Genomic DNA, 21,177 nt, shown 5'->3' on the forward strand with positions numbered 1-21,177 from the left:
GACCGCCTTTGATCGGCACCGTCGCTTCTCCGGCCACGAAATGATCAAGGTTTGCTCCGCCCTCTCGTGCGACCATCCCGATTTCGTAATCTAAGAATCCGCGAGTGCGTGGCAACCTAGTCTGGGGTTGGCGGCAACTACAGCTTGGAACAGGTCGGACCAGGATCCCCCGGCCCGTTCCCTCGACGCAGAACAGGAGTTGCCATGGGGCTGAGGCGCAAGCGCGGTCGCCACCGCCGTCGGAAGGACCGTACGCTGCCGCTGGGCAGCGCCGTCATCGTGGCCTCGGCCGTGGCGGGGGTCTATCTGACGGCCGCGCCCGAGGGCGCGAGCGCCGTGGGCTCGACCGTGTATGTGTCCCCCCAGGGCGACGACCAGGACTCCGGCACGCTCCAATCCCCGTACCGCACACTGGAGAAGGCCTTCTCGATCGCGAAGGCGGGCACCGTCATCGAGGTGCGCGGCGGCACCTACTACCCCGGCCGGACCCTCCGCAGCTCCGTCGACGGCACCGCCCGGGACCGCGTCGAGCTGCGCCCGTACCGCGCCGAGCAGGTCCGAGTCGACGGCTCACGCCTCTCCACAGGCTCCTCGCTGCTCTCGCTGCGCGCGGACTACTGGACGGTTTCCGGCATCGAGTTCCGCAACGCCCCCGGCGGCGGCCTGGTCTGTGTCTCCTGTGAGAGCACCGTCTTCGACAACCTCTCCACCCACGGCAACGGCGACACCGGGCTCACCCTGCGCGGCAAGGGCAGCAACGACAACGTCATCCGCAATCTGGACTCGTACGACAACCACGACGACGCCACCGGCGGCAAGCAGGCCGACGGCATAGCCATCACCCACGGCTCCGGATCCGGCAATGTGATCACCGGGGTCCGGGCGTTCAACAACAGCGACGACGGCGTGGACCTGTGGAGATGGGCCGGCCCGGTCACCATCGAGCACACCTGGTCCTTCGGAAACGGCGAGAACCGCTGGGGCATCCGCGACTTCCGGGGCAACGGCAGCGGCTTCCAGCTCGGCGGCGACGCCCCGGCCCCCTCGCCCGCCCATGTCGTACGGAACTCCGCCGCCTGGGACAACACCCAGTACGGCTTCGCGGCCAACGGCAACACCGGCGCGATCCGCGTCCGGCGCACCACGGCGTACGCCAACGAGGCCTCTGGCTACTCCTTCGCCAGCTCGCAGGCGCTGCTGGAGCGCAATCTGTCCGTCTCCAACGGCGACGCCAAGGCCGACACCGGCTCCACGGCCGTCTCCCGGGGCAACAACTGGAGCCCCGGCCGGGGCAGCGGCTGGAGCCCCGGCGGCTCGGCCACCCCGCCCTTTGTCACCACCGATCCCGTGACGGCCCGTGGCGCCCGGCGGCAGGACGGCTCGCTGCCCGTCACCAGCTTCCTGGTCGTGGCCAACGGCTCCGAGATCGGCTCGACGATGGAGTGACGGCCCGGGCCAAGCGCACTGCGCCGCACGGTAGTTGATCTCGTAACACGGCGAAAACCTGAGCGGTCCGCGTAGGGGGCACAATCCAGTCACCCCGCACGCGTCTGATATTCACGCTTAAGGAGCGCCACAACATGGCAGGACAGGTGACCGACAAGGCACCGGCCCCAACCACCCCACCCCGCAGCCCACTTGACCGGTTCTTCCGGATATCCGAGCGGGGCTCGACCCTCGGCCGGGAGGTCCGGGGCGGGTTCGCCACCTTCTTCACGATGGCCTACATCCTCGTGCTGAACCCGATCATCCTGGGCAAGGCGGAGGACAAGTTCCAGGATCATCTCGACGGTGCGCAGCTGGTCACCGCGACCGCGCTGGTCGCCTGTGTGATGACGATCCTCATGGGCGTCGGCGGCAATCTGCCGCTCGCGCTGGCCGCCGGCCTCGGGCTCAACGCGGTCGTCGCCTACCAGATCGCCCCGCAGATGAGCTGGCCCGACGCCATGGGCCTGGTGGTCCTGGAGGGCCTGATCATCTGTGTGCTGGTGGGCACCGGGCTGCGCGAGGCGGTGATGAACGCGATCCCGCAGCCGCTGAAACAGGCGATCAGCGTGGGCATCGGCCTGTTCATCGCCTTCATCGGCTTCATCGACGCGGGCTTCGCCACCCGCATCCCGGGCATGGAGGGCTCGGTGCCGGTCCAGCTCGGCGCGACCGGGCGGCTGACCGGCTGGCCGGTGCTCGTCTTCTGCCTCGGGGTGCTGCTGACCATCGCCCTGATGGTGCGCAAGGTCAAGGGCGCGATCCTGATCAGCATCGTCACCATGACCGTGCTCGCGGTCGTCATCAACGAGATCGCCGACCTCAAGCCGCAGGCCTGGGGGCTGACCGCGCCCTCCCTCCCGGACAAGATCGTCGACACCCCGGACTTCGGCCTGATCGGCTCCTTCAGCCTGTTCGGGGCGTTCCAGCAGGTCGGCGTGGTCACCATCGTTCTGCTGATCTTCACCCTGATCCTGTCCGACTTCTTCGACACCATGGGCACGGTCGTCGGCGTGAGCAGCGAGGCCGGGCTGCTGGACAAGGACGGCAAGGTGCCCAACCTGGGGCGGGTGCTGCTGATCGACGGGGTGGCGGCGGCCGCGGGCGGCGCGGCGTCGGCCTCGTCCAACACCAGCTACATCGAGTCGGCGGCCGGGGTCGGCGAGGGGGCGCGCACCGGATTCGCCAGCGTGGTCACCGGCGCACTGTTCGGGCTCGCCCTCTTCCTGACCCCGCTGGCGACCATGGTGCCCGCCCAGGCCGCCACCCCCGCGCTGATCGCCGTCGGATTCCTGCTGATGAGCCAGGTGCGGCACATCGAGTGGGACCGCTATGACGTCGCCATTCCGGCATTCCTCACCATCGTCGTGATGCCGTTCACCTACTCCATCACCAATGGGATCGGCGCCGGGTTCATCGCGTATGTGCTCATCAAGGCGGTGCTGGGCAAGGCGCGCGAGGTGCACTGGCTGCTGTGGGGGACGGCCGGGCTGTTCGTCCTCTACTTCGGGATCGACCCGCTGGAGCAGTTGCTCACCTGAGCCCGCCCGAGCCCCCGGACCGCCCGAGTCCCCGGACCGCTCGCGTCCCGTCAGCCGTGGCCCATGACGGGGCGCGGGCGGTACGGCGCCTCCAGGCGGGCCACCTCCGCCTCGTCGAGCGTCACCTCGACCGCGGCGACCGCGTCCTCCAGGTGACCGATTCTGGTCGCCCCCACGATCGGCGCGGTCACCGCGGGCCGGCCGAGCAGCCACGCGAGGGCGACCTGGGCGGGGGACAGCCCGCGCTCCTCGGCCACGGCGCGGGTGGCGTCCACGATGTCGAACTCGGCGTCCGCGTACCACTTCTCGACCAGCGGATCGCTGCCCGCCCGCGTCGTCGTCCCGAAGCGGTCCCGGTCCCGGGTGCCCGCGAGCAGCCCGCGCGCCAGCGGGCTCCACGGGATCACCCCCATCCCCTGGTCCAGGCAGAACGGGTTCATCTCCCGCTCCTCCTCCCGGTACAGCAGGTTGTAGTGGTTCTGCATCGACACGAACCGGGTCCAGCCCGCCGCCGCGGCCGTGTGCTGGGCCTTGGCGAACTGCCAGGCGAACATGGACGACGCGCCGATGTATCGGGCCTTGCCCGCCCGCACCACGTCGTGCAGCGCCTCCATGGTCTCCTCGATCGGCGTCTCGGGGTCCCACCGGTGGATCTGGTAGAGATCGACGTGGTCGGTGCCCAGCCGCCGCAGCGAGGCGTCGATGCTCGCCAGGATGTGCTTCCGGGACAGCCCGCGGTCGTTGGGGCCCGGGCCCATCGGCAGATACACCTTGGTGGCCAGGACGTAGTCGTCCCGGCCGGGGAAGAAGTCACGCAGCAGCTCGCCCGTGATCTCCTCGCTTCTGCCGTTGGAGTACATGTCGGCGGTGTCGAAGAACGTCACGCCGCTCTCGACGGCCCGCCGCACGATCGGCCGCGCCGCGTCGATGTCCAGCTGCCACTTGCGGTGCTCGGGGTCGCCGTAGCTCATCATCCCCAGGCAGATCCGCGACACCTTGATCCCGGACCGTCCCAGGCGGGCGTACTCCATGGGTCTCACCTCTCACTCGCTCGGTCACAGCAGACCACCGCGGCGCCCGTGTGTCAGCCCGGTCCGGTGAATCCGCCCGCGTACGCGGTGGGTTGGAGGCGATCGGTCAGTCGGTCAGAGGCGGCGGGTCGCGAGGGTGAGGCGGTCGCGGGCGTCGAAGAGGGCGTCCTTGATCATCTGCTCATGGGCGGGGGTGAGCCGGGCCACCGGCACCGAGCAGCTGATCGCGTCCCGCGAGGGGGTGCGGTAGGGGATGGCGATGCCGAAGCAGCGCAGCCCCAGCGTGTTCTCCTCGCGGTCCACCGCGTACCCCTGTTCGCGGATGACATGCAGCTCTTCGATGAGCTTCTCGCGGTCGGTGATGGTGTGCTCGGTGAGCCCGCCGAGGGTCTCCGGCAGCATCTTGCGCACCTGCTCGTCGGAGTACGTGGCCAGCAGCGCCTTGCCCAGCGAGGTGGAGTGCGCGGGCAGCCGGCGGCCGACGCGGGTGAAGGGGCGCAGATAGTGCTGGGACTGGCGGGTGGCGAGGTAGACCACGTTGGTGCCGTCGAGGCGGGCGAGGTGGATGGTCTCGGTGGTGTCGTCCGAGAGCCGGTCCAGGGTCGGCCGGGCGGCGGCCACCACCTCGTCGCCGTCGATGTACGAGGTGCCGACGAGCAGGGCGCGCACCCCGATGCCGTAGCGGGTGCCGGTCGCGTCGGTCTCCACCCAGCCGAGCTCCACCAGGGTGCGCAGCAGCATGTAGAGAGAGGACTTGGGGTAACCCACGGCCTCCTGGACGGCGGCCAGGCTGTGCATGCCGGGCCGGCCGGCGAAGAATTCCAGCAGTTCGACCGTGCGGACCGCCGACTTGACCTGGGCCCCACCCGTCTCGGCAGTTGACATCGCCTTGACCCCTTTGTTCGACCAGCCATAGAGTCCCGACAGAGTTCACTATCAGGGACAGCGTTCAGCATATCGAACAACAGCCGAGGTGCGGGACGCAAGCAGCGGCAACACAGCAGGAGGATTCCGCGGTGTCAGCACCAGTGTGGAGCGTCGACCCCCGAACCGGGAAGCAGCGGGAGCAGGTCGCGATCGAAGCCACCGCCGAGGAGATCGACCGCGTGGTGCGTGCGGCCCACGAGGCGCGCGGCTCCCTGGCCGACCGTACGGTGCGCGCCGCCTTCCTGCGCGCCGCCGCCGACCGCCTCGACGAGGCGAAGGACCAGATCGTCGAGGCGGCCGACGCCGAGACCGCGCTGGGCCCGGTCCGGCTCACCGGCGAGCTCGCCCGCACCACCTACCAGCTGCGGGCCTTCGCCGACATCGTGGACGAGGGCGCCTTCCTCGACGTACGCGTGGACCACGCCGACGCCACCCAGACCCCGCCCTGGCCCGACCTGCGCCGCTACAAGGTGCCGCTCGGCGTCGTCGCCGTCTACTCCGCGAGCAACTTCCCGCTCGCTTTCTCCGTGCCCGGCGGCGACACCGCCAGCGCGCTCGCCGCGGGCTGCCCGGTCGTCGTCAAGGCGCACCCCGACCACCCCGCCACCTCCGAGGTGACCGCCGCCGCGCTGCGCCGCGCCGCCGAGGAGACCGGGCTGCCGGTCGAGGTCGTCTCGGTGGTGCACGGCTTCCAGGCGGGCGTCGAGCTGGTCAAGCACCCGCTGGTGGCCGCCGCGGGCTTCACCGGGTCGATCCGGGGCGGCCGCGCCCTGTTCGACGCCGCCGCTGCCCGGCCGGTGCCGATCCCCTTCCACGGCGAGCTCGGCAGCCTCAACCCGGTCGTGGTCACCGAGGCCGCGGCCGCCGAGCGCGCCGAGCAGATCGGCGCGGGCCTCGGCGGGTCGATGACCCTGGGCATGGGCCAGTTCTGCACCAAGCCGGGGTTCGTCCTGGCCCCCGCGGGCGAGGCGGGCGACCGGCTGGTGAAGTCCCTCACCGAGGCGGTCAGCAACAGCGAGGCCGGCGTCCTGCTGGACCACCGCATGCGCGACAACTTCGTCGCCGGGGTCAAGGAGCGGGCCGAACTCCCCGAGGTCGACGCCCCGGTCACCCCTGGCTCCGGCGGTGAGCACACCGTCAGCGCCGGCTTCCTGACCGTCCCGGCGCGGCTGCTCGCCGAGGAGGGTCCGCACGATGTGCTCCTCGAGGAGTGCTTCGGCCCGGTGACCGTGCTCGCCCGCTACGAGAGCGACGCCGACATCACGGCCGTGCTCGGGCGGCTGCCGGGCAACCTCACCGCCACCGTCCACCTCTCCGAGGGCGAGGGCGGCGGGTCCGAGGGCCGCGCCTCCGAGCTGCTCGCCGAGCTCACCCCGCTCGCCGGCCGGGTCCTGGTCAACGGCTGGCCGACCGGCGTCGCCGTCGCCCCCGCCCAGCACCACGGCGGCCCGTACCCGGCGACCACCTCCACCTCCACCTCGGTCGGCGGCACCGCCATCGAGCGCTGGCTGCGCCCGGTCACCTACCAGGACGCCCCGGCCGCGCTGCTCCCGCCGGAGCTGCGCGACGAGAACCCGCAGGGGCTGCCCCGGCGGGTGAACGGCCGCCGCGAGGTCTGAGCCCGGCCTGGGCCCTGTCGAACGGCGCTGTGGGCGGGACCGGCCGGTCCCGCCCACAGCGCCGTCCGGGTCGAGGAGCCGGCTCAGCCGTCCGGCGTCCCGTCCGCCGCACCATCCGCCGTCCAGCCGCGCAGGGCGCGGGCGATGTCGCGCAACGGGACCCCGGGGCCCGCGATGGCGCGCATCAGCGCCAGCACCTCCGAGCCCTTCACGTCCCGGGTGACCGCCAGGCCGTTTATCGTGAGCACCGCCCGGGTCGCGGCCCACGCCGCGTCCGCCTGGGAGTGTTCGAGCCAGGGATGGCGCAGCAGCGTGTCCAGGACGGCTGCCGCCTTGAGATGGGCGCCCCAGTACACGTCCTGGTTCAGCATGTGCGCGCCGTGCCGGTGGATGGCCGCCAGCGGCACCCCGTAGTCGTCTATCGCGGGCGAGCCGGGGATGTCCGCGGTCGCCTGGAGCAGGGCGGGGAAGTCGATGGGAAAGCCGGGGGAACGGGTCAACAGGCGTCCCTCAGACGCGTGGCCGGATCGAACCCCATCTCCTTGCTCGTGCTGCGGGGCCGGGCCGCGAGCTCCTCGTTGAGCTCGGCGAACTCGCCCTTCCAGCGCTGGAGCGAATCCCGGAACGCGGCCAGGAACGCCTCCCGGGTCTCGTCCCGGTCCAGCGCGAGCTGAGCCCGCCCGTACGCCTGGAGCGTCATGCCGACGGCCGCCGCGCGACGCCGGATCTCCTCGTGTTCTTCTTCGGTGAGCCGGAGGATGAGGTTGGCCATGCGGGGAGACAATCACCCCGAATCAGGTGATCGCAATCCCCGTGGGGAATGAACCGGGGCGTCTCATGGTTGACCCTGCGACACAGTGACACCCCCCGAGACCCCGAAGAGCGGGCGAAGGAACTCATGCGCGTAGAGATCTGGTCCGACATCGTCTGCCCCTGGTGCTACATCGGAAAGGCCCGCTTCGAGCAGGGCCTGGCCGACTTCGAGCACCGCGACCGGGTCGAGGTGGTGCACCGCTCCTTCGAGCTCGACCCCGACCACCCCAAGGGCGACACCGTGCCGGTGCTCGACATGCTGGCGGCCAAGTACCGGGTCCCGCGGGAGCAGGCGCAGGCCATGGAGGCCCGGGTGGCCGAGGCCGCGGCCGACGCCGGGCTCGGCTACCGCTCCGAGCGCGACCACGGCAACACCTTCGACGTCCACCGGCTGCTGCACCTCGCCAAGGCCCGCGGGCGCCAGGGCGAACTGCTGAGCCTGCTCTACGCCGCGAACTTCGCCGAGGAGCGGTCCCTCTTCGACACCGAGACCCTGCTCTCCGCCGCCACCGAGGCCGGACTCGACGCCGCTGAGGCCCGCGCGGTGCTCGACGACGAGACCGCGTACGCCGGTGACGTACGGGCCGACGAGCAGGAGGCCGCCGCGCTGGGCGCCACCGCCGTGCCGTTCTTCGTCCTCGACCGCCGGTTCGGCGTCTCGGGCGGCCAACCGGCTGATGTCTTCACCCAGGCGCTGCGCCAGGCCTGGGAAGCGTCGCAGGTCAGCGGCGATAAGTAAGGAACGCTTGCGGGTACATGTCAGATATCCGCGATGGACGCGGGGGTGAGCGCCTCTCATAGTGGGTGGACATGGAGCCCCTGGGAGGCGCGGAATTCGCGCCGCAGACGACATACCTCAACACCGCCTCCACCGGTCTGACGCCTGCCCGGACCGTCGCCGCCATGAAGGAGGCCATGGACGCCGCGGCCGGCGGCGGGCCCGGCGCCGACCTGGCCTGGGAGGCGGTGGACGAGGCGCGCGCCGCCTTCGCCCGGCTGGCCGGGGTGGCGGGCGGGCGGGTCGCCGCGGGCGCGTCGGTCGCCGTGTACGCGGGGCTGGTGGCGGCCTCCCTGCCGTCCGGCGCGGAAGTCCTGGTGGCCGAGGGCGACTTCAGCTCGCTGGTGAACCCCTTCACCATGCGCCGCGACCTCAAGCCGCGCGCCGTTCCGCTGGAGGCCCTGGCGGACGCGGTGCGCCCCGGCACCGCCCTGGTCGCCGTCAGCGCGGTGCAGTCGGCGGACGGCCGGATCGCCGACCTGGACGCCATCCGCGCGGCTGCCCGCGCGCACGGCGCCCGGCTCCTGGTGGACAGCAGCCAGGGCCTCGGCTGGCTGCCGCTGAACGCGGATGACGCGGACTACACCGTGTGCGTCGGCTTCAAGTGGCTGATGTGCCCGCGCGGCGTCACCTTCCTGACCGTGCCCGAGGACTTCGGCGGGCTCACTCCGGTCTTCGCCGGCTGGGCGGCCGGCGAGAAGCCATGGGACAGCTGCTACGGGCCGGTCGAGGAACTCGCGCACTCGGCCCGCCGCTTCGACCAGAGCCCCAGCCTGCTGTCGTACGTGGGCGCCGTGCGCTCCCTCTCGCTCGTCGAGGAGCTGGGCACCGCGGCCATCGGCGCCCACGACCGCGCGCTCGCCGACCGCTTCCGGGCGGGGCTGACCGCGCTGGGGCACGGATGCGCTGCCGCGCCGGGGTCGGCGATCGTGTCCGTGCCGGGGCTCGGCCACGCTGCGGCTCGCCTTGCGGAGGCGGGTGTCTCGGTTGCGGCGCGGGCGGGGAATCTGCGTGCGTCGTTCCACGTCTACAACGGCGTGGCGGATGTGGACCGGCTGCTGGACGTGCTCTCCGGCTTCCCGGCGGGGGTGTAGGCGCCGCCGACCGCGGGCTTTGTCCCCTACCCGCCCCTTCCCGCAGCATCGATATGCGGCTCCGCCGCGTGGGGGGGCTCCGCCCCGGACCCCGGTCCTCAATCGCCGGACGGGCTGAAAATCAGCCCGTCCGGCGATTGAGGACACGCCCGAAGGGCCCCGGCCAGGGTCAGCGCACGGGCGTGAAATCGCGCGCGCCGATGAACTCCGGCCGCCGGACCGGCGCCGCGAAGGGCTCGACCGCCGTGTTCTCCACACTGTTGAAGACGATGAAGACATTGCTGCGCGGGTACGGCGTGATGTTGTCACCCGACCCGTGCATGCAGTTGCAGTCGAACCAGGTCGCCGACCCTGCCTTACCGGTGAACAGCCTGATGCCGTGCGCGTCGGCGAACTCGGTCAGCGCCTTGTCCGACGGGGTCCCCGCGTCCTGCATCTGGAGCGACTTCTTGTAGTTGTCCTTGGGTGTCGCCCCCGCACAGCCGAGGAACGTACGATGCGACCCCGGCATGATCATCAGGCCGCCGTTGGTGTCGTGGTTCTCGGTCAGCGCGATGGACACGGACACGGCCCGCATGTTCGGCAGCCCGTCCTCGGCGTGCCAGGTCTCGAAGTCCGAGTGCCAGTAGAAACCCGAGGCGCCGAACCCCGGCTTGACGTTGATCCGGCTCTGGTGGACATACACATCGGAGCCGAGGATCTGGCGGGCCCGGCCCACGACGCGCGGGTCGCGGACCAGGTTCGCGAAGACCTCGCTGATCCGGTGCACCTCGAACACCGACCGTACGTCCTGCGACTTCGGCTCGATGATCGAGCGCTCGTCGGCCCGCACCCCGGGATCCGCGATCAGCCGCTCCAGTTCGGAGTGGTAGACCGCGACCTCGTCCGGGGTGATCAGCTGCTCGATCGCGAGAAAGCCGTCGCGCTCGAAGCCGCTCAGCTCGGCCGGCCGTATCGGCCCGGGGTCCCCGGGGCCGGACCACACCACCGGGTCCGCCCGTGGGGTGACCGTCTCGGAGCTTCCGCGGGTCGGGTACAGGTCAGCGACCGTGGTCATCTGGATCAGGCCTCCTCCGCCTCGGTGATCAGGGGATATACGCCGTTCTCGTCGTGGTCCTCCCGTCCGGTGATCGGCGGGTTGAAGACACAGACGCAACGGAAGTCGGTCTTCGGACGCAGGGTGTGCCTCTCGTGCCCGTCCAGCAGATACATGGTGCCCGGGGCGATCCAGTGCTTCTCGCCGGTCTCGTCGTTGGTGAGCTCGGCCTCGCCCTCCACACACAGCACGGCCTCGATGTGATGGGCGTACCACATCGATGTCTCGGTGCCGGCGTAGAGCGTGGTCTCGTGCAGCGAGAAGCCCACCCGCTCCCTCGCGAGGACGATGCGCTTGCTCTCCCAGGTGCCCGACTTGGCCTTCACATGCCGCTCGGTGCCCTCGATGTCCTTGAAGGATCGGACGATCACGGTGGATTGCGCCTTTCTGTTGGGGATCTGATGTGGCCTGAAGTGGTGTCAGGCGGTCTCGCGGACGGCTCGGGCCAGAGTCCGCAGCCCCTCGTCCAGCTCCTCGGGGGAGACGGTCAGCGGCGGCAGCAGCTTGACGACCTCGCTCTGCGGGCCCGAGGTCTCCACCAGCAGGCCGAGCTCGAAGGCGCGGGCGCACACCGCCGTGGCGCGCGAGGGGTCGGTGAACTCAAGGCCCCAGACCAGGCCCCGGCCCCGGTACTCGGCGCCCAGCCGGACGTGCTCCTCGCAGATCTCGCGCAGCGCCTGCTGGACCTGCTCGCCGCGGGCCAGGGTCTGCTTCTCCATCTGGCCGTCGGCCCAGTAGGTGTCCAGGGCCGCGGCGGCGGTGACGAAGGCCGGGTTGTTGCCGCGGAAGGTGCCGTTGTGCTCGCCCGGCTCCCAGATGTCCAGCTCGGGCCGGAAGAGCGCGAGCGACATGGGCAGGCCGTAGCCGCCGATGGACTTGGAGAGGGTCACGATGTCCGGGGTGATGCCCGCTTCCTCGAAGGAGAAGAAGGGACCGGTGCGGCCGCAGCCCATCTGGATGTCGTCGACGATCAGCAGCATGTCGCGGCGCTTGCAGAGGTCGGCCAGGCCGCGCAGCCACTCGTTGCGCGCCACGTTGATGCCGCCCTCGCCCTGCACCGTCTCGACGATGACCGCGGCGGGCTGGTTGAGGCCGGAGCCCTGGTCCTCCAGCAGCCGCTCGAACCACAGGAAGTCGGGGACCCGGCCGTCCAGGTAGTTGTCGAACGGCATGGGCGTGCCGTGGACCAGCGGGATGCCCGCGCCGGCCCGCTTGAAGGCGTTGCCGGTGACGGCGAGCGCGCCGAGCGACATCCCGTGGAAGGCGTTGGTGAAGGACACGATGGCCTCGCGCCCCTTGACCTTGCGGGCCAGCTTCAGGGCGGCCTCGACGGCGTTGGTGCCGGTCGGGCCGGGGAACATGACCTTGTACGGGAGGTCGCGCGGGCGCAGCACGGTGTTCTGGAAGGACTCCAGGAACGCCCGCTTGGCCGTGGTGCCCATGTCCAGGCCGTGGGTGACGCCGTCGCGCTCGATGTAGTCGATCAGCGCGCGTTTGAGGACCGGGTTGTTGTGGCCGTAGTTGAGCGCTCCCGCGCCGGCGAAGAAGTCGAGGTAGGTGTGGCCGTCCTCGTCGTACATGTAGCTGCCCTGGGCGCGGTCGAAGACGGCGGGCCAGCCGCGGCAGTAGCTGCGTACCTCCGACTCCAGGGCCTCGAAGACGCTCAGCGCGGGCGGGGTGATGGTCACAGCAGTCTCCTGGGAGATGAGTGTGAGGGGGGTGGAGGTTGGCGTACGGGGGTCTTGGCGCGGGGCGTCAGGTCCGGGTGGCGAACGGGCCGATGCGGTACAGCACTTCGGGCTCATGGCCGCCGTCGGGAAACAGGCCGCCGTCGAACAGCACCTCGCGCTCCACGGGCGCTCCGTGCCGCTCGGCGAAGGAGGTGAACAGCCGGTTGGAGGCGGTGTTGTCCGGGGTGATCGTGGTCTCGACGCGGTGGATGCCGGACTGCTCGGCGACGCGCGCGGCCAGCCCGTCCAGCAGGGCGGCGGCCAGTCCCCGGCCGCGCCACGCCCGGTCCACGGCGACCTGCCAGACCACCAGGGTCCGGGGGCGCCGCGGGCGGATATAACCGGTGACGAAGCCGACCGGCTCCCCGTGCGCGTCGCGGGCCACGACCGAGGTGGCGGCGAAGTCGCGGCACCACAGCAGATAGCTGTAGGAGGAGTTCAGGTCCAGGGTCCCGGAATCGCGGGCGATGCGCCAGATCGCGGCTCCGTCCTCGACGCGTGGGGCCTCGAGCCTCAGTCCTTCCGGCATTTCTCTTCGGGCACGTGCAAGGTCTGCTTGTGCGGCGGTCATGCGGATTGAATTTACCCAGCACAATCTTAAATTGCATCGTGGTGAGGGGTTACCCGAAGGAGGGGCGGCGTGTTATCGCGCGGGGACGCGCGTGCGCACGGGGGATCGTCGAAAAGTGCTGCTTTGTCGGGGAGTTATCGGGGTAAAGTGGTCGCCGTGTGGAGTGCGTCACATCTGTGTAACGGCGTGGTGATGCTCTTGAATTACAGCGGCTCCGGGTTACGAAACTTCAGCGTTTAGGAGTCCGGAAAGCGGGCAGAAGACGATGGGAACCTGTATTCAAAAAGGTGCTCCATTTATATCTCCGCGGGTCGCCAAGAATTCATCAGGATTCACCTGGATTTACTTTGGCTCACTTGGCCGTGCGGAATCGGCCCCGGACGGCGAACGCGCCCGAGGGGCCGTTGCCGGAGGCCGAGTAGGCGTCCCCGGCGATGTTCCGGTCGCCCTCCGCGTGGTTGTACTGCCCGGCGAAGACATGCCGCCCCGCGGGCACCGTGGCCCCGTCCTTCAGCGTCCAGCGGTACACCAGCGCGCTGCCCTCGCTGCGCACCGAGACGGTCAGGTCGTCGGTGGGCAGCGTGCTCCAGGAGCCGGTGGTGAGCACCCCTCCGGTGTGCGCCACCCGCAGCTCGACGGTCAGCGAGGTCAGCGGCTTGCCGGTCTTCACGATCACATCGCTCTGCGCCCAGTACGGGTTGGACCCCGGGTTGATCTCGCCTTGAGAACGCACCACCGGGTCGGCGAGGTGGTTTGGACCGACCGCGGTGGGGGAGGCGGTCGGGGTGCGCCGCTGTGACCCGTCGTCCGTCGTCCCCCGTCCGCTCCCGTTGTCCTGCCCCGCCGGCGGGACGGCGGGCTCGCTCGACGTCCGTACGGTCTGCGGCCGCTGGGTCGGCTCCGTGGCCAGCACCACGATCCCCGCGGCGGCCACCGCCGCCGCGAGCCCGGCGACCGGGCCCGCCACCCGGGTCCACGGACGGGCGGCCCCGCGCTCGGGGCGGCGCCGTCCGTCCGTCGCCATGCCCGCGGTCACCCGGGCCAGCATCCGGGCCCGGTCCGGCCGGTGGGACTCGGCCGCGGTGCGCAGTTCGGCGGCGACATCGATCCGGTCGTGCCGCTCGCGGTGGTCGATCATCGACCGTTCCCTCCCGCATGGCCAGGGTGGAGCTTCCTTACGGTCTCCGGTGTGCCCGGCACCGGCTGCTGCCCGCCGCCGTGCGCCGAGCCGAGCAGCCGCTCCAGCTCCGCGATACCGCGCGAGGTCTGGCTCTTGACCGTGCCCACCGAGATGCCGAGCGTGCGCGCCGTCTCCCGCTCCGACAGGTCGAAGGCGTGGCGCAGCACCACGCAGGCGCGCTTGCGGAACGGCAGCCGCACCAGCGCGGCCTGGACGTCCACCACGGCGGAGATGTCCGGGTCGTCGACATGGTCGGCGCGCTGGGACGAGAAGAGCGCCACCCGGCGGCGCTCGCGGACCAGGCTGCGGATCCGGGAGCGTGCCAGGTTGGCGACCACGCCCCGGGCGTACGCGGCGGGGTGGTCGGCGGCGCGCACCCGCTCCCACTGGTGCCACACGGCGACCAGCGCGTCGGCGGCGAGGTCGTCCGCGCCGTCCGAGCTGCCGAGCAGCAGGTGGGCGAGGCGGGCCAGTTCGGCGTGGTGCCGTTCGAAGAAGTCCCGGAATTCCGCCTGGATGTCAGGCGGCGCGTCGGGCACGGATGACGAACCGGCTGCCGGAGCGAGTGCCGGGGCGACTGCGGGGGCGGGTGCCGGACTCGGTGCCGGATCGGGTGCCAGGTCCGGCGGGGTGGCCGCCGGTAAGTCCGGCAGGGGGCGCCCCCGGCTACCGCTGGGGGGACCCCCACCAGCGGTGGCCGGGGGCGGGTTCTCCGGTGACTCCGGCAGTGCCGCGGGTGGTGCGGGGTGTACGGCGGCCGGGTCATCGGTGGGAGCGCTCACTCGGGCCTCCTCACTTCCCCTCGTCCTGGGTTGCGTGAGCGTAGCAGCGCTCCTCGTGTTGTACGAGTGGCGCCGTTCCGGACCCTGGGAAATGGCCGGTCAGAGCGTCGGCGAAGTCTCGTACAGTGCGAGCATGAGGGATAGCGCGGTGCTGCACATCAAGGGCAGGGTGGTCGTCGGGCCGGACGCCGGGGGCTCCGCCTGGGACATGGACATCAGGGACGAACTGTGGGTCGTGGACGGGAAGATCACCTACGACCGGCCGACCGCCGCCCGGGATGTGCGGATCGTCGAGGGGTGGGTGCTGCCCGGGCTCGTGGACGCGCACTGCCACGTCGGGCTGGACACACACGGCGCCGTCGACGACTCGACCAGTGAGAAGCAGGCGCTGACCGAGCGGGACGCCGGGGCGCTGCTGCTGCGGGATGCCGGGTCGCCCGCCGACACCCGCTGGATCGACGACCGCGACGACCTGCCCCGCATCATCCGAGCAGGCCGCCACATCGCCCGGACCAAGCGCTACATCCGCAACTACGCCCATGAGATCGAGCCCGAGGAGCTGGTGGCGTATGTGGCGCGGGAGGCGCGGCGCGGGGACGGCTGGGTCAAGCTGGTCGGCGACTGGATCGACCGGGAGCGCGGGGACCTGGCGGCCTGCTGGCCGCGCGCGGCGGCCGAGGCGGCCATCGCCGAGGCACACCGGCTGGGCGCCCGGGTCACCGCGCACTGCTTCGCGGAGGAGACGCTGGCTCCGCTGGTCGAGGCGGGGATCGACTGCGTCGAGCACGCCACGGGGCTGACCGAGGAGACCATCCCGCTCTTCGCGGAGCGGGGCGTGGCGATCGTCCCGACCCTGGTCAACATCGCCACGTTCCCCAAGCTGGCGATGGCCGGGGAGGAGAGGTTCCCGCGCTGGGCGGACCACATGCGGCGGCTGCACGATCGACGTTACGACACCGTGCGCGCGGCCTACGACGCGGGCGTGCCCATCTACACCGGCACCGACGCGGGCGGTTCGCTGCCGCACGGCCTGGTCGGCCTGGAGGTCGCCGAACTGGTCAAGGCCGGCATCCCGGCGACCGCCGCGCTCTCGGCGGCCACCTGGGGCGCGCGGGCCTGGCTCGGGCGCCCCGGGCTCACCGAGGGCGCATCCGCGGACCTCGTCGTGTACGAGTCCGACCCGCGGGCCGATGTGCGGGTGCTGACGGCGCCGCGGCGGGTGGTGCTGCGCGGGCGGGTGATCTGCTGAGAGAACAGGACCGCGTGGCCGGTGTGGCAGATGCGGCGGGTGTGACTCGGATGTGTCCGACGGATCCAGGAGATCGAACGCATCGGCGAGTGGCACCCGTTGGGGTGAACTGACCCCATGAACCTGCCAGTTGGCTCGACGTGCCGCAAATATTGCGGGGTCGATGCCGTCGGCGCCCGTGGTGTCCCCCCGTGGCGAGTCGCCGGCGGCTCCATGTCTCCTGTGGGGGTCCACTCACGTGTCCTGTTCCACCAACAACTACTCCGGCATGCCCGCCCGCCGCCTGGCGGCCGCCACGGCCGCTGCCGCCGTCTCCGTCCTGGGCCTGCTGCCCGCGGGTGCGGCGCACGCCACCGACGGCGACGGCAAGACCGGCGGATCCGCTGCCAAGACGAGCACGCACACGACGGGCGGAGCCGGTGCGACCGTGCTCCGCACCGACCTGAGCGTTTCGCTGCTCAACAAGACGGTCAAGGCTCCGCTGGCGCTCGCCCTCAACGAGGTGCGCGCGCCGGCATCCGCCAACAAGACCGCGCTCAGCGCGACACTGGACGGCGTCGAAGGGGGAAAGCCGTTCAACGTCCTGCGCGCGGATGTGGCCACCGCACGTGGCACCGTCGACAAGTCCCGTGCCGAGGGGTACGCCAACCTCGCGCACGCCAAAGTGCACCTCCCCGGGCTGCCGGCGGTGCCGCTGATCGAGGTCCAGCAGGTCACCTCGAAGGCGGTGTGTCAGGCCGGAAAGCGGCCCACCGCCACGTCCAATGTGCTGGGCAGCGTGGTCGTGCTCGGCAAGAAGGTCAACCTCGCCTCCAGCGGTACGACCACGGTCGACGTGCCGGGGGTCGGCACGGTGCGGCTCGACCTGTCGCGCACCTCGACCACGTCCCGCACCGCCGCGGCCACGGCGCTTCGCCTGGCGGTTTCGGTGAACCCGCTCAAGCTGAACGTCTCCGAGGTCGAGGGGAAGGTCACCCTCGCCGAGGCGACCTGTGAGGCGCCGGGCGCCCCGCAGGTCGGCTCCCAGGCCGGCGCGGAACCGAAGCCGGAACACCTGGCCGAGACCGGGGGCAGCTCCACCACGCCGTACCTCGTGGGTGGCGGCGCGGCCCTGCTGGCCCTGGGCGGCGGCGCCGTCGCCCTGGCCCGCCGCCGTCGCACCGCCGTGCCGGGCGACGCAGCCTGACGCGGACCGGCCGACCGGGGCGTCGCGCGGCGGGCCACCCGTCGCGCGGCGCCCCGCGCCGGTCAGCGGTCGGCCCGTCAGCGGTCGGCCGGTCAGCGGTCGGCCAGGGCCTTCGCCAGGGCGGTGATAAAGCTGTCGGTCGTGGCCGGGTCGCGGACCGCGAGCCGCAGCCAGTCCGGGCCCAGTCCCGGAAAGGTGTCACCGCGCCGCACCGCGAAACCGAACTCGCGCAGGCGGGCGCGGACCGCGGTGGCCTCCGGCAGGTGGATCAGCAGGAAGGGTCCGGCGGCCGGAGCACACACCCGGATGTCCTCGAACTCGGCCAGCCGGGCGGCCAGATGAGCCCGGTCGGCGGCGATGGTGTCCGCCGCGCGCGCCGCCTCGGCGAGCGCGGCGGGCGCACTGCACGCCTCAGCCGCCGCCAGGGCCGGTGAGGACACCGGCCACAGCGGCTGCGCCCGCTCCAGCGCCGCGACCGTATCCGGCTCCGCGAGCAGATAGCCGATCCGCAGCCCCGCCAGCCCCCAGGTCTTGGTGAGGCTGCGCAGCACGACAAGACCGGGCACATCGGTGCGGGCGGCGAGCGACTCCCGCTCGCCGGGCACCGCGTCCATGAACGCCTCGTCCACCACCAGCGTCCGCCCCGGGCGGGCCAGGGCGGCCACCGCGGCGGCCGGGTGCAGCACGGACGTCGGGTTGGTGGGGTTGCCGACCACCACCAGATCCGCCTCGAGCGGCACCGCGCCCGGGTCCAGCCGGAAGCCGTCCCGCGCGTTCAGCACCACCCGCTCCACCCGGTGCCCGGCGTCCCGCAGCGCGGCCTCCGGCTCGGTGAACTGCGGGTGCACCACGACCGGGCGCCGCACCGGGAGGGCCCGTGCGAGCAGCACGAACGCCTCCGCCGCGCCCGCCGTCAGCAGCACCCGCGCCTCCGGCACACCATGGCGCTCGGCGACCGCGCGCCGCGCCGCGCGGCCGTCCGGGTAGGCGGCGAGGCCGTCGACCGCGGCGGCCAGCCGGGCCTTGAGCCAGCCGGGAGGCGTGTCGGCCCGGACATTGACCGCGAGGTCCGTCAGCTCGGGGCCGGAGCCCCGCACCTCCGCGTCACCGTGGTGACGCAGATGGCGCGGGTCGAACCCGGCGGGCACGTCGGGCTGTTCAGCGGACATCGACGGGGGAGCCGGCGCGACGGCTCTCCTGCGAGGGAACGCCGGCCGGGCAGCCTGCCGCGTCCCCGGCCTGCTCCTTGGCCTCGTCTCCGGCCTCCCCTGCGGCTTCCTCCGTGAGCTGCTCCCCGGCCACCTCCCGGTAGCGCTCCATGACCAGCTTCGCCAGCTCCTCCACGGGACCCGGCACATCGGCGGTCAGCAGCTCGATGTCCGGGTGGGCCAGCGACCATCCCTCCGCCTGCTGCTGGGCCCGGTCCAGCGACACCCCCGCGAACAGGAAGTACGGCAGCAGAACGACCCGCCGCGCCCCCAGCAGCGCACAGCGGTCCAGGCCCGAGGCCACATCCGGCGCGGCCAGCGAGACAAAGGCCGTCTCCACACCGGCGAAGCCGCGGCCCTCCCACAGCAGCCGGGCGGCCCGGTGCACCTCGGCGTTGGCTTCGGGGAAGACCGAGCCGGAGCCCACCAGCAGGACGGTGGTCTCCGCCCGGTCGGAGGGGGAGCGGGGGCGGTCGCCCAGCGCCTCGTCCAAGCGGCGCTCCAGCATGGTCAGCAGCCGGGGGTGCGGGCCGAGCGGGCGGGCGCGGACGAACGACGAGCCGGGGCGCAGCTCCAGCTCGCGGTCCAGCGCGGCGGTGAGGTCCTGCTCCGCGCGCTCGGTGGGGATCAACGTCAGCGGCACGACGGCGAACCGGGTCACGCCTTCCTCGGCGAGTCCGGCCACCGCGTCGCCCAGCGGAAATCTGCCCTGGCCGGTCAGTCCGCCCGCGACGGGCAGGCCGGGATTGTGGGCGCCCAACTCCCGTACGAAGTCGCGAAAGGCGTCGGTGCGCCTCTCGTCACGGGTGCCGATGCCAGCGATGAGCAGCGCGGGCGGGGTCGTCACGAGGTCTCCTTGGTGCTGGTGGTGCGGGTGGCACAGTGCGGTGCGGGGGTTGGGATCCCGACCCGAGACGTTACTGAGGTCGGTCGGGCGGTGTGAAGGCAGGTCATCCCTACCCGCCCTGCGGGTGTTTGACCGCCGCGCCCGGGCGGAGCGCGACGGCGCAGGTGGCGCGCGCGGGACAGCCGTGCGGCTCCGACTTCCGCTTGGCCACGAGCAGTTCGCCCCCCGGCCCCGCGGCGAGCAGGGCCGCCGCCTCGGCGACGCTCGGCGTCCCCACGGCGGACAGCACGGCCCCCGACGGGCCCGGCACCGCGACGGAGGCCAGCGCCGCGGCCCCGTAGCCCCGCAGCGGCACGCCGAGCCGGGCCGCCGCGGCGACCAGCCCCGGCTCGGCGGCCTTGGCCTCGACCGTGGCCAACTCCACCACCGCGCCCTCCGAAAGCCCCGCCCCGGCCAGCGTCCGCCGGATGAGCCCGGCCACTTCCCCGACGGACACGCCGCGCCCGGCACCGACCCCGACGACAAGCCGTGGGCGTGCCGCTGGGGGCGCATCGGCCCAGCGGTGGCCGGGGGAGCGGGTCACGCTCTCCACTTCCTGCCGCAATTCCCGCCCCCTCACCCGCTCCGCGGCGCGCAGCCGGCGAGGAACCGGACCGCCGCGTCCGGCATCGCCGCCCAGTGCACATGCAGATACGACGCATGCACACCGCCCTGGACGAACCCCTCCACACGGCGCCCCGGGCGGACCAGCCCCCACGCGGGCTCCAGACCCGCGCCCGGCTCCACCGCGGTGCGGTGGAACTCATGCCCGCGGACCCGGGTCCCCGCGGCGGCGAGCGCGCTGTCGCCGATCGCCACCGCCTCGCGGTACCCCAGCGTCAGCCGCTCCGACATGCGCGCCTCGGCGGGGAGCACCCCGCACATCGGCTCGCCGTCCAGCGAGCGCGCCAGATACAGCAGCCCCGCGCACTCGGCGGCCATGGGCGCTCCGGCCGCCGCGAGCTCCGCCACCGCCCGGCGCAGCGGCTCGTTCGCCGACAGCTCCGGTGCGTACACCTCCGGGAAGCCGCCGCCGATCACCAGGCCCGCGGTGCCGGGCGGGAGGCGCTCGTCCCGCAGCGGGTCGAAGGGCACCACCTCCGCACCCGCCGCGGTGAGCAGCTCGGCGTGCTCCGCGTACGAGAAGGTGAAGGCCGCCCCGCCCGCCAGCGCGACGACCGGCCGCGCCCCGCCGGCGTCCGCCTCCGCGCCGCCGCGCGCGGGAGCGGTCTCCCGCTCCGGGTCCCAGGGCGGGTCCGCCAGCGGTGGCGCGCTGCGCGCCAGGGCCAGCAGGCCCTCGAGGTCACAGCCCTCGCGCACCCGCTCGGCCAGCGCGGCCACGGACTCGACCGCCTCGGCCCGCCGCTCGGCCACCGGCACCAGCCCGAGGTGGCGGCTTGGGGCGCGCACCGCGCGCACCCTCCGCAGCGCGCCGAGCACCGGCACCCCCGACTCGCCCAGCGCCTCGCGCAGCAGCTCCTCGTGGCGGTCCGAGCCCACCTTGTTGAGGATCACCCCGGCCACCCGCACCTCTGGGTCCCAGGACGCGAAGCCGTGCACCAGCGCCGCCACCGAGCGGGACTGCGACGAGGCGTCGACGACCAGCACCACCGGCGCGCGCAGCAGCTTCGCCACATGCGCCGTCGACGCCAGCTCGCCCTGCCCGGCCGCCCCGTCGTACAGCCCCATCACGCCCTCGACGACCGCCAGGTCACAACCGGCCGCCCCGTGCAGAAACAGCGGGGCGATCCGCTCCGGCCCGCACAGATACGCGTCCAGATTCCGGCCCGGGCGCACCGCACGCCCGGAGCGGGCCGGGGACGAGACGGCCAGGGCGTGATAGCCGGGGTCGATATAGTCCGGGCCGACCTTGTGCGGCGACACATCGAGACCGCGCTCCGCGAAGGCGGCCATCAGGCCCATGGCCACCGTGGTCTTGCCGCTGCCGGAGGCGGGCGCGGCGATGACCAGGCGCGGCACGCTCACCACTGAGCCCTCACC

21 protein-coding genes are annotated in these 21,177 nt (G+C 72.3%); 7 read left to right on the forward strand and 14 right to left on the reverse strand.

Translation table 11 applies throughout. The annotated features are described in order from the left end of the window. Positions 1-204 precede the first annotated feature (204 nt). Together ACH4S9_RS07595 and ACH4S9_RS07600 are read left to right on the forward strand one after the other, a co-directional pair. Positions 205-1,446 carry a right-handed parallel beta-helix repeat-containing protein gene (locus ACH4S9_RS07595; RefSeq protein ID WP_311724979.1) on the forward strand — a complete coding sequence of 414 codons (1,242 nt, stop codon included), beginning with the start codon at positions 205-207 and terminating at the stop codon, positions 1,444-1,446. Positions 1,447-1,580: 134 nt separating this feature from the next. Continuing rightward, positions 1,581-3,026 carry an NCS2 family permease gene (locus ACH4S9_RS07600; protein WP_311724980.1) on the forward strand — a complete coding sequence of 482 codons (1,446 nt, stop codon included), beginning with the start codon at positions 1,581-1,583 and terminating at the stop codon, positions 3,024-3,026. Between the two features lie 50 nt (positions 3,027-3,076). Here the strand turns inward: ACH4S9_RS07600 and ACH4S9_RS07605 are convergent, their stop codons facing one another. Together ACH4S9_RS07605 and ACH4S9_RS07610 are read right to left on the reverse strand one after the other, a co-directional pair. Continuing rightward, a complete protein-coding gene (locus tag ACH4S9_RS07605) occupies positions 3,077-4,057 on the reverse strand; it encodes an aldo/keto reductase (RefSeq protein WP_311724981.1) in 981 nt (326 codons plus the stop codon). 114 nt (positions 4,058-4,171) lie between these two features. After that, positions 4,172-4,942, reverse strand: coding sequence for an IclR family transcriptional regulator (locus tag ACH4S9_RS07610; RefSeq protein WP_311724982.1), 771 nt, complete (start codon positions 4,940-4,942; stop codon positions 4,172-4,174). Between the two features lie 131 nt (positions 4,943-5,073). On the opposite strand from ACH4S9_RS07610, the gene ACH4S9_RS07615 reads away from it, so the two are divergent. Beyond that, positions 5,074-6,603, forward strand: a complete 1,530-nt coding sequence (locus ACH4S9_RS07615; protein ID WP_311724983.1) for an aldehyde dehydrogenase (NADP(+)) — start codon at positions 5,074-5,076, stop codon at positions 6,601-6,603. A gap of 83 nt (positions 6,604-6,686) precedes the next feature. Here ACH4S9_RS07615 and ACH4S9_RS07620 read toward each other — a convergent pair whose 3' ends face one another. Beyond that, complete coding sequence (locus ACH4S9_RS07620) at positions 6,687-7,103, reverse strand: fic family toxin-antitoxin system, toxin component (RefSeq protein ID WP_398370378.1); 417 nt, start codon at positions 7,101-7,103, stop codon at positions 6,687-6,689. After that, a complete protein-coding gene (locus tag ACH4S9_RS07625; RefSeq protein ID WP_311724985.1) occupies positions 7,100-7,375 on the reverse strand; it encodes a plasmid mobilization protein in 276 nt (91 codons plus the stop codon). The genes ACH4S9_RS07620 and ACH4S9_RS07625 overlap by 4 nt, the downstream gene beginning before the upstream one ends. 126 nt (positions 7,376-7,501) lie before the next feature. On the opposite strand from ACH4S9_RS07625, the gene ACH4S9_RS07630 reads away from it, so the two are divergent. Next, the gene (locus tag ACH4S9_RS07630) at positions 7,502-8,155 is read left to right on the forward strand and encodes a DsbA family oxidoreductase (RefSeq protein WP_361183720.1); all 654 of its coding nucleotides are present in this window, start codon (positions 7,502-7,504) and stop codon (positions 8,153-8,155) included. Between the two features lie 71 nt (positions 8,156-8,226). After that, entirely contained in the window at positions 8,227-9,288 is a 1,062-nt protein-coding gene (locus ACH4S9_RS07635) for an aminotransferase class V-fold PLP-dependent enzyme (RefSeq protein WP_361183722.1), read from the forward strand. Between the two features lie 169 nt (positions 9,289-9,457). Here ACH4S9_RS07635 and thpD read toward each other — a convergent pair whose 3' ends face one another. The 6 genes from thpD to ACH4S9_RS07665 form a co-directional block, all read right to left on the reverse strand. After that, entirely contained in the window at positions 9,458-10,345 is an 888-nt protein-coding gene (gene thpD / locus ACH4S9_RS07640; protein WP_358849311.1) for an ectoine hydroxylase, read from the reverse strand. Between the two features lie 5 nt (positions 10,346-10,350). Beyond that, positions 10,351-10,755, reverse strand: coding sequence for an ectoine synthase (locus ACH4S9_RS07645; RefSeq protein ID WP_311724991.1), 405 nt, complete (start codon positions 10,753-10,755; stop codon positions 10,351-10,353). A gap of 48 nt (positions 10,756-10,803) precedes the next feature. Next, positions 10,804-12,072 (reverse strand): diaminobutyrate--2-oxoglutarate transaminase, encoded by a 1,269-nt coding sequence (gene ectB / locus ACH4S9_RS07650; RefSeq protein WP_385346545.1) that lies wholly within the window; start codon positions 12,070-12,072, stop codon positions 10,804-10,806. Positions 12,073-12,139: 67 nt separating this feature from the next. Next, positions 12,140-12,685: a diaminobutyrate acetyltransferase gene (gene ectA / locus ACH4S9_RS07655; protein ID WP_352131184.1), complete on the reverse strand. Its 546-nt coding sequence runs from the start codon at positions 12,683-12,685 to the stop codon at positions 12,140-12,142. Positions 12,686-13,037: 352 nt separating this feature from the next. Continuing rightward, entirely contained in the window at positions 13,038-13,823 is a 786-nt protein-coding gene (locus ACH4S9_RS07660; protein ID WP_358849308.1) for a hypothetical protein, read from the reverse strand. Then, the gene (locus ACH4S9_RS07665; RefSeq protein WP_311724995.1) at positions 13,820-14,404 is read right to left on the reverse strand and encodes a SigE family RNA polymerase sigma factor; all 585 of its coding nucleotides are present in this window, start codon (positions 14,402-14,404) and stop codon (positions 13,820-13,822) included. Before ACH4S9_RS07665 ends, ACH4S9_RS07660 begins: the two co-directional genes overlap by 4 nt. 376 nt (positions 14,405-14,780) lie before the next feature. Here ACH4S9_RS07665 and ACH4S9_RS07670 point away from each other — a divergent pair, with 376 nt between their 5' ends. Continuing rightward, positions 14,781-15,896: an amidohydrolase family protein gene (locus ACH4S9_RS07670; protein ID WP_398370383.1), complete on the forward strand. Its 1,116-nt coding sequence runs from the start codon at positions 14,781-14,783 to the stop codon at positions 15,894-15,896. 268 nt (positions 15,897-16,164) lie between these two features. Beyond that, complete coding sequence (locus tag ACH4S9_RS07675; protein ID WP_311725062.1) at positions 16,165-17,082, forward strand: SCO1860 family LAETG-anchored protein; 918 nt, start codon at positions 16,165-16,167, stop codon at positions 17,080-17,082. A 92-nt stretch (positions 17,083-17,174) separates the two neighbouring features. On the opposite strand, the gene cobC is transcribed toward ACH4S9_RS07675, so the two are convergent. From cobC to ACH4S9_RS07695, 4 genes are all read right to left on the reverse strand, one after another. Continuing rightward, positions 17,175-18,251: an Rv2231c family pyridoxal phosphate-dependent protein CobC gene (gene cobC / locus ACH4S9_RS07680; protein WP_398370385.1), complete on the reverse strand. Its 1,077-nt coding sequence runs from the start codon at positions 18,249-18,251 to the stop codon at positions 17,175-17,177. Beyond that, a complete protein-coding gene (locus ACH4S9_RS07685) occupies positions 18,241-19,137 on the reverse strand; it encodes a sirohydrochlorin chelatase (RefSeq protein ID WP_398370387.1) in 897 nt (298 codons plus the stop codon). Before ACH4S9_RS07685 ends, cobC begins: the two co-directional genes overlap by 11 nt. Positions 19,138-19,246: 109 nt before the next feature. Continuing rightward, entirely contained in the window at positions 19,247-19,720 is a 474-nt protein-coding gene (locus ACH4S9_RS07690; protein ID WP_398370389.1) for a cobalamin biosynthesis protein, read from the reverse strand. 32 nt (positions 19,721-19,752) lie between these two features. Then, positions 19,753-21,165: a cobyrinate a,c-diamide synthase gene (locus tag ACH4S9_RS07695; RefSeq protein WP_398370391.1), complete on the reverse strand. Its 1,413-nt coding sequence runs from the start codon at positions 21,163-21,165 to the stop codon at positions 19,753-19,755. Positions 21,166-21,177 lie beyond the last annotated feature (12 nt).

It is taken from the genome of Streptomyces sp. NPDC021225 (genome assembly GCF_044332865.1).
Taxonomy (GTDB): domain Bacteria; phylum Actinomycetota; class Actinomycetes; order Streptomycetales; family Streptomycetaceae; genus Streptomyces.

Bases quoted from the DNA above. Each gene is read 5' to 3' on its own strand.
- ACH4S9_RS07595 (WP_311724979.1), top strand. From the start codon at position 205: ATGGGGCTGAGGCGCAAGCGCGGTCGCCACCGCCGTCGGAAGGACCGT.
- ACH4S9_RS07600 (WP_311724980.1), top strand. From the start codon at position 1,581: ATGGCAGGACAGGTGACCGACAAGGCACCGGCCCCAACCACCCCACCC.
- ACH4S9_RS07605 (WP_311724981.1), bottom strand. From the start codon at position 4,057: ATGGAGTACGCCCGCCTGGGACGGTCCGGGATCAAGGTGTCGCGGATC.
- ACH4S9_RS07610 (WP_311724982.1), bottom strand. From the start codon at position 4,942: ATGTCAACTGCCGAGACGGGTGGGGCCCAGGTCAAGTCGGCGGTCCGC.
- ACH4S9_RS07625 (WP_311724985.1), bottom strand. From the start codon at position 7,375: ATGGCCAACCTCATCCTCCGGCTCACCGAAGAAGAACACGAGGAGATC.
- ACH4S9_RS07630 (WP_361183720.1), top strand. From the start codon at position 7,502: ATGCGCGTAGAGATCTGGTCCGACATCGTCTGCCCCTGGTGCTACATC.
- ACH4S9_RS07635 (WP_361183722.1), top strand. From the start codon at position 8,227: ATGGAGCCCCTGGGAGGCGCGGAATTCGCGCCGCAGACGACATACCTC.
- thpD (WP_358849311.1), bottom strand. From the start codon at position 10,345: ATGACCACGGTCGCTGACCTGTACCCGACCCGCGGAAGCTCCGAGACG.
- ectA (WP_352131184.1), bottom strand. From the start codon at position 12,685: ATGACCGCCGCACAAGCAGACCTTGCACGTGCCCGAAGAGAAATGCCG.
- ACH4S9_RS07660 (WP_358849308.1), bottom strand. From the start codon at position 13,823: ATGATCGACCACCGCGAGCGGCACGACCGGATCGATGTCGCCGCCGAA.
- ACH4S9_RS07670 (WP_398370383.1), top strand. From the start codon at position 14,781: ATGAGGGATAGCGCGGTGCTGCACATCAAGGGCAGGGTGGTCGTCGGG.
- ACH4S9_RS07675 (WP_311725062.1), top strand. From the start codon at position 16,165: ATGCCCGCCCGCCGCCTGGCGGCCGCCACGGCCGCTGCCGCCGTCTCC.
- cobC (WP_398370385.1), bottom strand. From the start codon at position 18,251: ATGTCCGCTGAACAGCCCGACGTGCCCGCCGGGTTCGACCCGCGCCAT.